Source organism: Porifericola rhodea (assembly GCF_030506305.1).
Classification (GTDB): Bacteria; Bacteroidota; Bacteroidia; order Cytophagales; family Cyclobacteriaceae; genus Catalinimonas; species Catalinimonas rhodea.
Map to the genome: position 1 here is coordinate 4,801,530 of NZ_CP119421.1, position 13,970 is coordinate 4,815,499.

Here is a 13,970-nt window from a genome sequence, read left to right on the forward strand (position 1 = left end):
TCTTTGTGTGTAGACTTGAATTAAGCAGTAGACATGCAAAGCGAAACTTATCATCAGATACCTGAAAAGCCCTTGAGGATTCAGCTTTTCATAAGGGCATGTAACTCTTTTGCTGAGGGAGAAGCCCTGTTGAAAGAAGAGCAGCAGTTTACCGCACAACAACATTTGTCTTTTTTATATAAAGCTTCTGTGCTCCAAAACGAAGTACTGAAGCAGAATATAGAAGAAATCAGCGTAAAGGCCGGGCATAAGACTGAGCTTATTAATATTTCAGATATAGGTCAGGTTTATGTTACGGGCTCACTGTCATCCCTCCTGCTGGAGAAGATAGACGGCAAAGCCCTGGGTTCAATTGAAGGTAGCTTGCAGGGAATACTGCACGCTTACGGATTAAGCAATAAACAAAGTAAGCACTATTTACGATCTCTGAAGCAGGGTAAGATCATCATCTTTGCCTGGCGCTACGCTGATATACAAAAACGGGACGGCTATACGTCTACATAATTTGCCTGCGCTTCTAATAGCGCCAGAGTATAGTTAAAAAAGCAATAGTAAGGCGATTTTTTACAGTCATTAGCTACCTATCCCTTCGCCAGAGGATGAAAATCAAACTTTAAGCAAGACGATTATGGAAAAAAAGATTGTAGTGACTTCCAGAGATTATGATCTCATGACTAATTACATTCATCATAACCCTAAAAAGGCATCAAGTTATTCCATGCTCAGGCTGGCTAAAGAGCTACATGAGGCCAAGATTGTGGACGGAGACAAAACCCCTCCCGGCCTTATTGGACTAAACTCTGAGGTACTTCTATATGAAAAAACTCTGGGTAAAGAGATAAAAGCACAGTTAGTACTTCCCAAAGAGGTTAGTCCAAAACTTAACAAAATTTCAATTTTTTCTCCCTTGGCTTTAGCTCTGCTTGGCTATCGGGAGGGTGACACCATAGAGTGGGAATTGATAGGAACCATAAGGCGCTACAAAGTTTTGCGCGTTACCAACTCTTAAAGGTTTACAACACAGCAGCAAATGTTTAATATCAGCATCAGGCGGGAGAATAGTTTAGCTATAGACCTGGGAAATGACAATACCATTATCTCAGATAAGCATGATAACACCTCCTCTCAGCCCTCATATATTGCGATAGAAAAGAGTAATAAACAAGTAAAAGCAATAGGTCAAGAAGCTTACCTGATGCTGGGGCGGGCACAGGAGCGTACGAAAGTGTTAAAACCGCTCAAAGGTGGTGTAATTATCAATTATGATTCTGCCAACTGCATGCTAAAGGCGCTGGTAGAGCATGCCCACCATAAGAGCAGTTTTTTTTATGCTTATGATTACGTAATTGCCGGTATCCCTTTTGATACTACTGAGGTAGAAAGAAGAGCGCTTAGAGATGCGCTCGCCCAGTTTAAGTCCAGCCATACTTATCTGGTATTTGAACCTATTGCCGCTGCTTTAGGAATGGGGCTAAGCCTGGAAGAGCCCGACGGCAAAATGCTTATTGACATAGGTGGAGGCATTACTGAAATTGTGGTGCTTTCGCTATCTGGTGTGGTGTCTTACACTTCGCTCAAAATAGCTGGAGATACTTTTAATGAAGATATACAGGACCATTTCAGAAAAGTACATAATGTAACATTAGGCAATAAGGTAGCCGAAGAAATTAAGCTGAAAGTAGGCGCGGTCAGCGTAGATATATCGCCAGCACCCGAGACAATGCAGGTTATTGGTAAAGATTTGCTTACCGGCCTGCCCAAAAGCATTGAGATTGACCATATTGAAATTGCAGATATTCTGGATGCCTCGGTACAAAAAATAGAAAACGCAATTCTCCAGACTCTGGAGCAATGCCCTCCCGAGCTTGCCGGAGACATTTATGGTAATGGATTACACCTGACAGGAGGTAGCTCTTTACTTCGGGGGCTCACCCAAAGACTGGAAAAGAAGACCAAGCTTAGTGTACACCAGGATAGCGATCCTCTGCAAAGCGTGATCCGAGGGCTGAGCACTATCATTAAATCCCCGAAAACTTTTAAGCATCTTATGTTCAAATAAGCTCGTCAGGTTTTTTGCTTTTTCTTTTTGGCAGCAGGAAATAGCACATTATTAAGTATAAGGCGATAGCCCGGAGAGTTAGGAAAAAGACTTAAATCTGTAGGAGGCTCACCAATGTTGTGCTGATAGTCTTCCGGGTCATGACCGCCATAGTAAGTCCAGAAGCCTTTACCATAAATACCATGTAAATACTTTACTTCCTGGTCTTCGCGGTTTTCTCCCATAATCACTGCCTCGGAGCGTATCAGCCTACGACGAAAGGCAGTAGTGGCTCCTAAAAACCCTTTGATGCTCCGCTCGTGGTTCTGCGTAAGCATAGTAGGAATGGGGTCCCATTTGGCAGAGAATTCAAACAGCTGAAAGTAGTCATTCTCCTGCTTTACGCTTCTTTCACTTACATTTATATCAATATCTGAGAACTCAATTTCCCAGGGGGTAAGCACAAGTTTAAAGTCCTGAAAGGCAAAGGTTCTGCTAAAATCAAGTCGCTCCTGCGCATTGGGGTCTATCTCATCTCCATCATACACCTCCCCCACGATATCCAGACCATCTGCAGCCAGCGTAATATCATAAGTGTCAGTAGCCAAGCACATCGCAAACATAAAACCACCACCTGCTACAAACTCACTAATTTTGTTGGCTACAGCCATCTTCATCTCTGAAACTTTGGAAAACCCATGTTTTTTGGCAGTTTCTTCGTATTCTATCTGTTTCTCCTGATACCAGCTGTACATATGAAAAGCCACATAAAACTTACTGTACTGCCCGGTAAAATCCTCATGGTGTAGGTGTAGCCAGTCATATTTGGGAAGCTCACCCATAAGTACTTCATCATCAAATACCATTTCGTAAGGGATCTCCGCATAATTTAAAGCAAGCATTACCGCATCGTCCCAGGGGTTTTCTGTTTTAGGGGTATAGACCGCGATACGTGGAAATTGTTCCAGTCGCATGAGGTCCTGATTAGATGAGGGACTGGCGATGGTGGTAGCCACCAGATCAGCTTCAGCATCGGAGATCACCTCATAGCTTACACCACGTATGACTAGTTCGTTCTCTACCTCCTGCTGATATTGGCATAAGAAGCTACCTCCACGGTAATTTAGGAGCCAGTCTACCGGCACTTCCTGAGTAAGAGCCCAGTACACTATACCATAGGCTTTGAGGTGATTAGCCTGGCTATGATCCATGGGAATAAAGATAGAAGAAGCAGAAAGGCTAAAAGCTGAGCAAATAGAGAGCAGCATAATCAGAATTACTCTCATAACAGATTGGGATAAAAGATAAATAAAGTGGCTTACCCTTTTAAAAATACCCTAGTAAAACTGCCAGGCAGTACAAAAACTACAGCAGTGTACTTATACAATTAGTATTTACTCAGCAACTGCTCGCTCTATAGATAAGATAAAGAATTAAGACCAAAAGTGTTTAAAATCTTGGCAAACTATTTCGGTAATATCGCATAAAAAAAGTGTGACATGAGCTATATTAACTCAATTGCCACACTAATTTTTTTAGTTTACTAGTGTATTTGTTAGAGTGAGCCTTTTACTCTTTCTCCGTTTACAATACGCCAGATTCCTAAGGGATTCTCGTCTCTGAGTTCTTCGGGAAGTAGAAACTGAGGAAAGCTCTGATAGCTGACCGGACGGCTAAAGCGCGCGATAGCAGCTGTGCCTACTGAGGTAGAACGTGCATCAGTTGTAGCCGGGAAAGGCCCGCCATGCATCATGGAATGACAAACTTCTACTCCTGTAGGAAAACCGTTAATAATCAGTCGCCCTACTTTTCTTTCCAAGACTTCTACCAAATCCTGGTACTCTTCCAGGTCTTCTTCTGTTGCCTGAAGAGTAGCCGTAAGGTGTCCTTCCAGATTGACAGCAAGCTTCATCAGCTCATCTTTGCTACTGGCAGTTACATGAATGGTAGATGGACCGAACACTTCTTCGGAAAGATCAGGCTGGCGCAAAAATGTTTGCGCATCGGTCTGAAACACATGTCCAGCTGCCGCAGAAGCACTTACATCCTGCTTACTTTTTCCAAGAATTTTTACACCTTCTGTTTCGCTAAAACGCTTAACACCTTCGGTATAGCCGTCTCTGATTTTAGATGTCAGCATAGCACCGGTGCTCACCTCCTGTAGCAGTTCTCCACTTCGGGTGGCAAACTCTTCGCTCTCTGCTGATTCCATAGAAAATACTACCCCCGGATTGGTGCAAAACTGCCCAACTCCTAACGTTAGGGAGTTTACCAGTCCCTGAGCCACACTCTCTGCTCTCTCCTTCAGTGCGCCGGGCAATACAAACACAGGGTTAATACTTCCCATCTCTGCATATACAGGTATGGGTTCATCTCTTTTGGCCGCAGCATCAAATAGGGCTTTACCTACCGGAAAAGAACCGGTAAACCCTATCGCTTTAATTAGAGGGTGGTTGACAATTGCCATACCCACATAAGGTGTTTTACCCTGCACCATAGAAAATACGCCTTTAGGCAGATTACAGGCTTTTGCTGCCTGAGAAATCGCTCTCCCTACCATCTCCGAGGTACCTGGGTGCGCGGGATGTGCTTTTACTACTACGGAGCATCCAGCTGCTAATGCAGAAGCAGTATCTCCTCCGGCTACTGAAAATGCCAGGGGAAAGTTACTTGCACCAAATACACCTACCGGTCCCAGGGCGATTTGCATCATACGCAAATCTGGTTTAGGAAGCGGCTCTCTATCGGGTATGGCGGTATCTATACGCGCATCCACCCATGAGCCTTCTCTAAGCAATTCGGCGAACATTTTTAACTGGTTGACAGTTCGTGCCCGCTCTCCCTGCAAACGCCCCTGCGGAAGCCCGGTTTCCTGCGAACAACGATTGATCAGGTCATCACCTAATGCCATGATCTCATCCCCTATTTTTTCCAGAAATTTAGCCTTCTGTGTACCCGATGCTTTGCGATAATGTTGAAAAGCTACTTCCGCCTGCTGTACCGCCTGGTCAATCTCATCGTAGGTAGCTTCGCAAAAGTCTACTGCCAGTTCTTCACCGCTTATCGGGTTTACTGCCCGAAAATTATCCGACCCTGTTTTTGAAAAATTTCCCGCAATAATGTGCTTGCCATTAAGTTGCATAGTCAATAGTTATATGATTAAAAAAATTATTTTACTCTGTTAACCAGGGTACCTATGGGTTCCGCGCTAATAAAAATCTCGTCTCCAGACTGTAAGGTAAAATCATGAGAAGGGATAATACCGGTTCCTGTCATCAGATATACGCCCTGGGGAAAATCACACTCACGAAAAAGAAAGTCTACAAGTTCTGTAAATTCCCTTTTTATCTGGTCTATAGATGTCTCTCCGGAAAAAACAGTTTCTCCTGCTCGCTTAATCTGTAGTTTAATTTCTGTACTCTTGGGCAATGCCTGCTCTGCCAGATACAGGCAGGGGCCAATGGCAGTGCTACCCGTATAGCTTTTGGCTTGGGGTAAATACAGCGGGTTTTCCCCTTCTATACTTCGCGAACTCATATCATTACCCAGTGTATACCCCTGAATCTGACCACTGGAAGATATAAATAAAGTCATTTCCGGCTCGGGCACGTCCCAGCTAGAATCTTTACGAATACGTACATAATCGTTGGTACCTACTACCCTGTAATGAGTAGCTTTAAAAAATAGCTCTGGTCTTTCCGCATCGTACACCCTGTCATAAAAATCGCCACCTCCTGCATCTTTCGCCTCTTCCATACGGGCATCTCTACTACGGTAATAGGTAACTCCCGAGCCCCACACCTCCTGTGAGCCTATAGGCGCTAGTATTTTTTTGCTTAAATAAGCGTCGGGGTTTTCTACCTTTTCCAGTTCGGGGAGCTGCTCTTTTATTCTGGTGTACAGATTATCCTGATTAACCAGTTCATCCCAGCTTTGCTGCGTGTTCAGATAGTAGCTTTCCTGCTCTTTAATCAGTATCCCTTTGGGGAGGTGATAAATTTTCATAGTTAGGTTGCTTAGCGTAAAAAATTCAAATGTAATTTAAAAACCTTAACTCAAATTATCATTATTGATGCGAAAAGTTTAGTTTGTGCCACAAAATTAAACGATATAACTAACCTAGAACTGATTTTTTAATGGCTGAAGACAAGAAAAAACTGAGAAGCCACGAGTGGTTTGGTAAGAAAGATAAGATGGGCTTCATTTACCGCAGCTGGATGAGAAACCAGGGCATTCCTGACCATGCTTTTGACGGTCGCCCTATTATTGGTATCTGTAATACCTGGTCTGAATATACTCCTTGCAACGCACATTTTCGTGAGATTGCCGAACACGTGAAGAGAGGTGTGCTGGAAGCCGGTGGCTACCCTTTTGAGTTTCCGGTAATGTCTTTAGGAGAAACCTTGCTTAAGCCAACTGCCATGCTATTTCGTAACCTTGCCAGTATGGATGCCGAGGAGTCAATCCGTGGTAATCCTATGGATGGTGTAGTGCTACTGGCTGGTTGCGATAAAACCACCCCCTCCATACTTATGGGGGCAGCTAGTGTGGATATTCCTTCTATTGTGGTCTCTGGCGGACCTATGCTTAATGGTAAATACAAAGGTAAAGATATAGGCTCAGGAACTGATGTGTGGCGCTTTACTGATGATGTGCGTGCTGGTCGTATTACCCAGGAAGAATATTATTTTGCTGAGAGTTGTATGTCTCGTAGCCGTGGCCATTGCATGACAATGGGTACCGCCTCTACTATGGCATCTATGGTAGAAGCATTAGGAATGGGGCTGCCTCATAATGCTGCCATACCTGCTGTTGATGCTCGCCGTAAGGTTCTCGCACATATGGCCGGAAGCCGCATTGTTAATATGGTAAAAGAAGATGTAAAAGTATCTGACATACTTACCAGAAAAGCCTTTGAAAATGCGATTGTAGTAAATGCCGCTATTGGAGGGTCTACCAACGCTATTGTACACTTACTGGCAATTGCCGGACGTGTTGGAGTAGAGTTAAACCTGGATGACTTTGATAAGCTGGGGCACGATATTCCACTGCTACTTAACCTGATGCCCTCTGGTAAGTTTCTGATGGAAGATTTCTATTATGCTGGTGGGCTGCCTGCCATAATCCGGGAGCTAGGCGATCTTATTCATCAGGACGCGCTTACGGTTAATGGTAAAACTATAGGCGAAAACACTAAAGAAGCCCCCTGCTACGATCGTGAAGTCATCGCTCCACTAGATAAGCCTATAAAAGAGCGTTCAGGTATTGCAGTGCTCAAAGGTAACCTGGCCGAAGATGGCGCAGTTATTAAGCCTTCGGCAGCTACTCCTAAATTGATGAGTCATAGGGGGAAAGCAGTAGTATTTGAAAATATTGAAGACTACCATGCCCGTATAGACGACCCTGAGCTGGATATTGACGAAAACAGCATTATGGTACTGAAAGAAGTTGGACCACGAGGCTATCCGGGTATGCCGGAAGTAGGTAATATGGGACTCCCTAAAAAACTTCTGGAAAAAGGTGTTGATGATATTGTCCGCATCTCTGACGGACGTATGAGCGGAACTGCCTTTGGTACTGTTATTTTACATGTATCCCCTGAGTCAGCTATTGGAGGCACATTAGCACTTGTAGAAAACGGAGACAATATTGTGGTAGATGTGGAAGCCCGTAAATTACACTTAGAGGTTTCTGATGAAGTACTAGCAGAGCGCAAAGCTAAATGGAAAGCAGTAAATCTGGGCTATGAGCGTGGCTATACCCAATTATACATTCAGCATGTGCAGCAGTCTCATTTAGGAGCTGATTTTGATTTTTTGAGAGGGAAGTCCGGTTCTGAAGTAAAACGAGACTCTCACTAATTTCTCCCTAACATACAAACACAACAACAACTTAAATTACACTTACAGTGAGCATACTATTACTCATACTCGCAGTAATCTTTATTGTCGTATCTACTACCAAGTTTAACCTCCATCCTTTTCTGGCTTTGCTGTTTGCCGCCATCTTTTATGGCTTACTGGTAGGTATGCCATTTACTGATGTGATAGCCTCTATACAAGAAGGTTTTGGAGGCACTTTAGGTAATATAGGAATACTGATTATTGCCGGAACAATTATCGGAGTTTTTCTTGAAAAGTCGGGAGGAGCTTTTGCCCTAGCAGAAAAAGTGCTCAACGCTATTGGCGATAAGCATGTACCTACCGCTATGTCTATCATCGGTTATATCATAGCAATACCAGTTTTTTCAGATTCTGGCTTCGTTATACTGACTCCGCTTAACCGTGCTTTAACAAAAAAAGCAGGTCTCTCACTGGCAGGCACAGCAGTAGCACTTGGCCTCGGGCTTTCTGTAGCACATGCCATAGTCCCTCCTACCCCTGGTCCGATAGCCGCGGCAGGCATACTAGGTGCTGACCTGGGTATGGTGATTGGCTTAGCTATTCCGGTTAGTTTATTTGCACTGGTATTCGGGTGGCTCTGGGCTACCAAAATTGCCAGCAAAACTTATATAGACCCTAACCCTGAACTAAGCGATCAGGAGGTAGAGACAAGAACCCGGCAGGCTCCTTCAGCGGCAAAATCTGTACTCCCTATTTTACTGCCACTCGTACTAATTGTGCTACGCTCTATAGCTGAGCTGCCTTCTTTACCTTTTGGTAGCGGCTTTTTTGTAAATATTATTCTCTTTATCGGGCATCCTATTATTGCCTTATTAATTGGAGTTTTGATAGCATTTACGTTGCCTAAGAAATTTGAGAGCAAGATGCTTTCCAGTACCGGATGGGTTGGCAAAGGTTTACTGGATGCCGCTATCATTATTATGATAACAGGTGCGGGAGGGGCTTTTGGTAAGGTGCTTCAAAATTCAGGGATCGCAACACTTATTGGGGATAGTCTTGGAGATGCCAACCTGGGTATATGGCTACCATTTATTCTGGCAGCAGGCATTAAATCGGCACAAGGCTCCTCTACTGTAGCCCTGATTACTACCGCCTCTATTGTAGCACCACTGATGAGCACACTGGGACTAGATACTGATATGGCAAAAGCATTGGTAGTATTAGTAATTGGAGCAGGCTCACTGGTAGTCTCACATGCCAATGATAGCTTCTTCTGGGTCTTTACCCAAATGACGGACATGGAAGTAAAAGATGGGTATAAGCTACACACTACCGGTACGCTAATACTTGGCGCTACCGCTGCTTTTGCGGTATGGGTATTGTCGCTTTGGTTAATCTAAATTAAGAAGCATAGTTTTTTTCTTTGATAAGATTCGGAACTTTAATGGTGAAGGCTGCTCCTTCACCTACTTCCGATTCCAGCTTAATTTCTCCATTCATTTTGTAGATAGCCTCTTTCACGATATAGAGTCCCAAACCAGATCCATTGCTTCGGTTAGTCGCACGATAAAACATTTCAAAAACCCTTTCCTGCTCTTTTTTTGGGATTCCTATCCCATTGTCTACTACTCTTAGAAGCAGTTCTTGTGGAGTAACTTTGGCACTTACCTTTACCAAAGGTTCATCTTTAAACATACTATATTTAAAAGCATTAGAAATCAGATTGCTTACAACAATCTGGAGGCGCATTTCATCACAAACCAGCTCTACCGCATCATTTACTTCTAAAGAGCAGTTGGTATCTCTATAATCGTTAGAGTTTTCCTGTATGACATCTTCTATCATAGATTTGAGCTGAATTTCTTTAGGCAGTGCCTGCTTACGTGTATTCTGCGAATAATCCAGAATATCATGTATAAACTTATCTTGTTTACGAAGACTTTTCTCCTGCATAAGCAAAAATTCTTTCAGCTGCTGAGGATTGTCCTCATGTAAAGAAAGGTCAATAAGTGCCAGGCAAGTGGCTACAGGAGATCGTAAATCGTGGGACACACGGTAGACGAAATTATCCAGCTCCTGATTGGCCTTGTGCAACTCTTTATTGATATGCAGAATTTTCTCGTTGCTCTCGGATAACTCTTTATTAGAATTAATAATGGCTAAATTTCGGGCAGCAATTTCTTTATTCATCTGCTGTAATTCTTTTTCCTTCTCTTCAGCTTTTTCTTTAGCCATAATTAGCTCTCTCTCGTATTCTTTAATTTTGGTAATATCCGTCTGAGTACCCCAAAACCGAGTCAGGTAGCCATCTTCATCTACTATACCCACAGTATTATTAGAGAAGTAATGGGTATTACCCAGTACATCATGTTCAATAGTTTCTTCCTGTACAATTCTGTAGCCCGATTCTATAAATTTTTTTACCACTTCCTGATTATCCTTAAGCATTCTTCCCCCGTGGAAGGTTGAGAGGGGCAAGCCAACCACATCTTCAGCCTTGGTTCTATACATTTTTAAAAACTCCTGATTACATTCTGCCAGAAAAGTATGATCGTAGATGTGTTTAACCTGCTCTTCTGTACTCAGGCTCGTATCTAATGGTATTTTTAGTTCAAATCGGTATACCCCTTCACTTACGGACTCAATAAACGTACGGTAACGCGTTTCGGCATCTTTCAGGGCTTTCTCTATCTTTATTTTATCCGTTACATTTGAAAAAGTTACAGCAAAGTAGCCCTTGTGTGGTGAATATATTTTCGCGTCAAAATAGCTCTGAAAAGTTTTGGCATAATTAGAGTACTCTCTCGCTTCTCCTCCTAAAGCCACCTCACCAAATTGCTCTATCCAGTAACTTTCTATACCTGGCAGTAAATCCGATAATTTACGGTTGATAACATCTTTCCGATTTAAATTCAAGAGTTTTTCAAAGTATGGATTTACATCTAAAAAGATAATATCTACCGGTTTCTGGAGCTCATCGGTAATTATTTTACCAAGCACAAACCCCATATTCATATTCTGGAATAAAAGTCTGAATTTTCTTTCGCTATTCTGCAGGGCCTTTTCTGCCAGCTTGCTATTCGTAATCTCATTAGAAGTAGTCAGAAAATATGTAGGCTTTTCATGATTGCCTCTGATTAAACGGACTCGGGTTTGTATCCAGATTATTTCATTATTCTTTTTTTGTATTCGGTACTCCAATACAGAGTTTGCATTACTCTTGTAAAGAGCTGCGGCAAACTTAGCTTTAATAATTTCTCTGTCTTCCTCTACAATAAGGTCAAACGGGTCAAGCTTATAGAGTTCTTCAGCAGTATAACCGGTAAGTTTATCAATATTGGCAGGCAAATACACAAATCTTCCATCTTCTTGCCTAAGCGTAATAAAATCAGAGGTATTTTCTACTAAAAAGCGATATTTTTCTTCGCTCTGGATTAAGGCTTCCTGAGCTAATTTTTTATCAGTAACCTCTCTGGAATTGGTAGTGATATAGATAATTTTATCATCATGAGCCCTTATGGCTTCTGCTATAGTATCAAACCATACGTACGAACCATCTTTTTTCCTTATTCTATACTCAATACTCCCCCTTTTATCTCCGCTTAGAAGCGCCTGATGGGTTTCTTCTCTTACTCTCTGTCTATCTTCAGGGTGAAAAATTGAGTAAGGGTCTATACCTACTAGTTCTCCAGGCTCATATCCCAGCAAATGCTTCACCGAAGGAGACAGATAATTATAAGTACCATCTGGATCGTGCAGACAAATTAGCTCAGAGGAGTACTCAGTCATAAAGCGGTGCAACTGTTCACTCTCTATTAGCTGTTTGTTTTTTTTATTCCTTTCCCTCAAATCCTTTACTACAAGCCAGATAAATTTTTTATTATACTGCTCAAAAGGCATAGCAGTCATGTTTACTGGAATATGCAGCCCTCTTTTATGACGTTGCGTTGTTTCAAAATGGAGATGTGTTTTATGAAAGTTAACATCCCAGAATTTTTTAAAATCTTCAGCTGAGTTGATAGAGTCGTAGTCTGTAATGTGATTGTACAGTAGCTCCTCGTCGGTGTATCCTAGCATTTCACAAGCTGTTTTATTCACATCCTGAATAAAACCTTCACCATCCAGCAAATAGATTGCATCTACTCCCCTGCTTTTAAGAAGTTCCAAATGCTTAAAATTCTCCTGCTGTAAAAGCTCATTTTTTCTACTTTCATAAGCTTTGACAATTTGTCTGCATAATCTTTCCAAAGCCTGAATCTGCCCTTCATCTAAATGATGTACATGTTCAGCGAGCAGGTTTAGGCTACCGTATAAGTTACCCTGCTTATCATTTAATGGAAAGCTGGCAAAAAATAAGTAGGCTGAAAACTCTGAAAGATATGATTGTAAGGCTATACTTTCACGTATGTCAGATACTATTGTAGGTGTAGAATGTCCTCTTCTAAGCTTTGAGACAACTTTTTTAAGCTCTAACAATTCGTGATTAGTACCTGTTGCTAGTTTTATTTGTACCTCCTCGGAAAGCGCTAAGTCCGTCAGAAAAAATACCTGGGATACCTGAGTAAGCTGTTTGGCTAGTTCTATAAAATCTTCATATTCTTCCTCGTCAAATGCGTTAAGAATATTCAATTCGTCAATCCACCTGGTTGCGCTAATTTGATTGTATATTTGGTCAGATGCCATTACGTATCGCTGACATTTAGGGTAAATTACTTAACATATAAATTCACAATCTATTCTATTGGATAACTAATTCTTAGTAGTTAGCAATAAGTTATTTATACCTAATATAATATAATTATAAACCAATTCTAATCACTAGAGTTTCTCAATATTTTTTCCTGATTATTTATACTCATGCGAGTATTTTAGTGCTAAAAAAATATTAACAATAATAATTCAAGCTTTTTTTAACGAAAAATACTTACAAATTACAAATGAAAAAGCCTGTTTCTTTTGTTTTAATTTACGTAAAACATAATCCGGAAAGAGTATAAATACTCAAGTTTATTTTACCTGTATTTTTTTAAACTCTCTTTTAAGTATAAGAGTTAGCTTTAATAAACCTTTTTATGCTACGGAATACTATTTTTTTACTGCTTTATACTCTTTCTACCATTCAACTTATTGCACAGGAGATATCTCCTTTGGGTATAGCTTTAGAAGGTTACAAGTATCCTTATCCAGTAAACTACATTGAGCTCCATTTACAAGGTGAATCTCTTAAAATGGCATATATGGATGTAAAACCTACCAATGCTAATGGTAAGACCGTGATACTCTTGCACGGGAAAAACTTTTGTGGCGCTTATTGGGGAGAAACCGCTAAAGATCTACAGGAATCAGGTTATAGAGTTATTATACCCGACCAGGTTGGCTTCGGCAAATCTACAAAGCCCATAGATCTACAATATACTTTTCACTTGCTTGCAAAAAACACTAAACTACTGTTAGACAGCCTGAATATTAACAAAGCAAATGTATTAGGGCATTCTATGGGAGGCATGCTGGCGAGTCGTTTCGCGCTAATGTATCCAGAAAATGTTGACAAGCTTATTCTGTTAAACCCTATTGGTTTGGAAGACTGGAAACGCAAAGTACCCTATCATTCAATAGATTATTGGTACGAGCAGGAACTGAATAAAAACTATGAAAGTATCAAAAAATACCAGCTGGAAAGTTATTATGATGGGCAGTGGAAAGAAGAATATAATGAGTGGGTCAATCTACTCGCAGGCTGGACTCTAAGCCCCCAATACCCACAAATTGCCTGGAATGCAGCACTTACTTATGATATGATTTTTACCCAGCCGGTTGTATACGAATTTGACCAGATTACAGCTCCTACCCTACTTATTATTGGTCAGAGAGACCGCACTGCTTTGGGTAAAGGTTGGGTGAGTGAAGAGGTTCGTAATACTTTAGGTAACTATCCACAATTAGGTAAAGTAACGGCTAAGGTTATACCTGATGCAGAACTGGTAGAACTCAGCAATGTAGGCCATTTACCTCATATAGAAGCTTACGATCGTTTTATTAAACCTTTACTTCACTTTCTGAAGGAGGAATAAAGTCAGGTCAGGTACCAC

The 13,970-nt window shown here is 41.5% G+C and carries 10 protein-coding genes; 6 read left to right on the forward strand and 4 right to left on the reverse strand.

Annotation, left to right across the window (positions count from 1 at the left end):
* Window positions 1–33: 33 nt before the first annotated feature.
* The 3 genes from PZB74_RS19705 to PZB74_RS19715 all read left to right on the forward strand — a co-directional run bounded on the left by PZB74_RS19705 (window position 34) and on the right by PZB74_RS19715 (window position 2,059).
* Window positions 34–504: a hypothetical protein gene (locus PZB74_RS19705; protein WP_302238880.1), complete on the forward strand. Its 471-nt coding sequence runs from the start codon at window positions 34–36 to the stop codon at window positions 502–504.
* Between the two features lie 124 nt (window positions 505–628).
* Window positions 629–1,009 (forward strand): GreA/GreB family elongation factor, encoded by a 381-nt coding sequence (locus PZB74_RS19710; RefSeq protein ID WP_302238881.1) that lies wholly within the window; start codon window positions 629–631, stop codon window positions 1,007–1,009.
* Window positions 1,010–1,030: 21 nt separating this feature from the next.
* The gene (locus PZB74_RS19715; RefSeq protein ID WP_302238882.1) at window positions 1,031–2,059 is read left to right on the forward strand and encodes a rod shape-determining protein; all 1,029 of its coding nucleotides are present in this window, start codon (window positions 1,031–1,033) and stop codon (window positions 2,057–2,059) included.
* Window positions 2,060–2,064: 5 nt separating this feature from the next.
* On the opposite strand, the gene PZB74_RS19720 is transcribed toward PZB74_RS19715, so the two are convergent.
* The 3 genes from PZB74_RS19720 to PZB74_RS19730 all read right to left on the reverse strand — a co-directional run bounded on the left by PZB74_RS19720 (window position 2,065) and on the right by PZB74_RS19730 (window position 6,043).
* Window positions 2,065–3,324: an asparagine synthetase B gene (locus PZB74_RS19720; protein WP_302238883.1), complete on the reverse strand. Its 1,260-nt coding sequence runs from the start codon at window positions 3,322–3,324 to the stop codon at window positions 2,065–2,067.
* 269 nt (window positions 3,325–3,593) lie between these two features.
* The gene (locus PZB74_RS19725; RefSeq protein ID WP_302238884.1) at window positions 3,594–5,180 is read right to left on the reverse strand and encodes an aldehyde dehydrogenase (NADP(+)); all 1,587 of its coding nucleotides are present in this window, start codon (window positions 5,178–5,180) and stop codon (window positions 3,594–3,596) included.
* 26 nt (window positions 5,181–5,206) lie between these two features.
* Complete coding sequence (locus tag PZB74_RS19730) at window positions 5,207–6,043, reverse strand: fumarylacetoacetate hydrolase family protein (protein ID WP_302238885.1); 837 nt, start codon at window positions 6,041–6,043, stop codon at window positions 5,207–5,209.
* 131 nt (window positions 6,044–6,174) lie between these two features.
* Between PZB74_RS19730 and PZB74_RS19735 the strand changes: the two genes are divergently transcribed.
* A complete protein-coding gene (locus PZB74_RS19735; protein WP_302238886.1) occupies window positions 6,175–7,899 on the forward strand; it encodes an IlvD/Edd family dehydratase in 1,725 nt (574 codons plus the stop codon).
* 47 nt (window positions 7,900–7,946) lie between these two features.
* Entirely contained in the window at window positions 7,947–9,281 is a 1,335-nt protein-coding gene (locus PZB74_RS19740; RefSeq protein ID WP_302238887.1) for a GntP family permease, read from the forward strand.
* Window position 9,282: 1 nt separating this feature from the next.
* On the opposite strand, the gene PZB74_RS19745 is transcribed toward PZB74_RS19740, so the two are convergent.
* Window positions 9,283–12,564, reverse strand: coding sequence for a PAS domain S-box protein (locus PZB74_RS19745; RefSeq protein WP_302238888.1), 3,282 nt, complete (start codon window positions 12,562–12,564; stop codon window positions 9,283–9,285).
* Window positions 12,565–12,953: 389 nt separating this feature from the next.
* Here PZB74_RS19745 and PZB74_RS19750 point away from each other — a divergent pair, with 389 nt between their 5' ends.
* Complete coding sequence (locus PZB74_RS19750; protein ID WP_302238889.1) at window positions 12,954–13,952, forward strand: alpha/beta fold hydrolase; 999 nt, start codon at window positions 12,954–12,956, stop codon at window positions 13,950–13,952.
* The last annotated feature ends 18 nt before the right edge of the window (window positions 13,953–13,970 follow it).

What these genes read in the sequence shown, in the direction of transcription:
- PZB74_RS19745 (WP_302238888.1), bottom strand. Translation starts at nt 12,564, where the DNA reads ATGGCATCTGACCAAATATACAATCAAATTAGCGCAACCAGGTGGATT.
- PZB74_RS19710 (WP_302238881.1), top strand. Translation starts at nt 629, where the DNA reads ATGGAAAAAAAGATTGTAGTGACTTCCAGAGATTATGATCTCATGACT.
- PZB74_RS19730 (WP_302238885.1), bottom strand. Translation starts at nt 6,043, where the DNA reads ATGAAAATTTATCACCTCCCCAAAGGGATACTGATTAAAGAGCAGGAA.
- PZB74_RS19705 (WP_302238880.1), top strand. Translation starts at nt 34, where the DNA reads ATGCAAAGCGAAACTTATCATCAGATACCTGAAAAGCCCTTGAGGATT.
- PZB74_RS19750 (WP_302238889.1), top strand. Translation starts at nt 12,954, where the DNA reads ATGCTACGGAATACTATTTTTTTACTGCTTTATACTCTTTCTACCATT.
- PZB74_RS19735 (WP_302238886.1), top strand. Translation starts at nt 6,175, where the DNA reads ATGGCTGAAGACAAGAAAAAACTGAGAAGCCACGAGTGGTTTGGTAAG.
- PZB74_RS19715 (WP_302238882.1), top strand. Translation starts at nt 1,031, where the DNA reads ATGTTTAATATCAGCATCAGGCGGGAGAATAGTTTAGCTATAGACCTG.
- PZB74_RS19725 (WP_302238884.1), bottom strand. Translation starts at nt 5,180, where the DNA reads ATGCAACTTAATGGCAAGCACATTATTGCGGGAAATTTTTCAAAAACA.
- PZB74_RS19720 (WP_302238883.1), bottom strand. Translation starts at nt 3,324, where the DNA reads ATGAGAGTAATTCTGATTATGCTGCTCTCTATTTGCTCAGCTTTTAGC.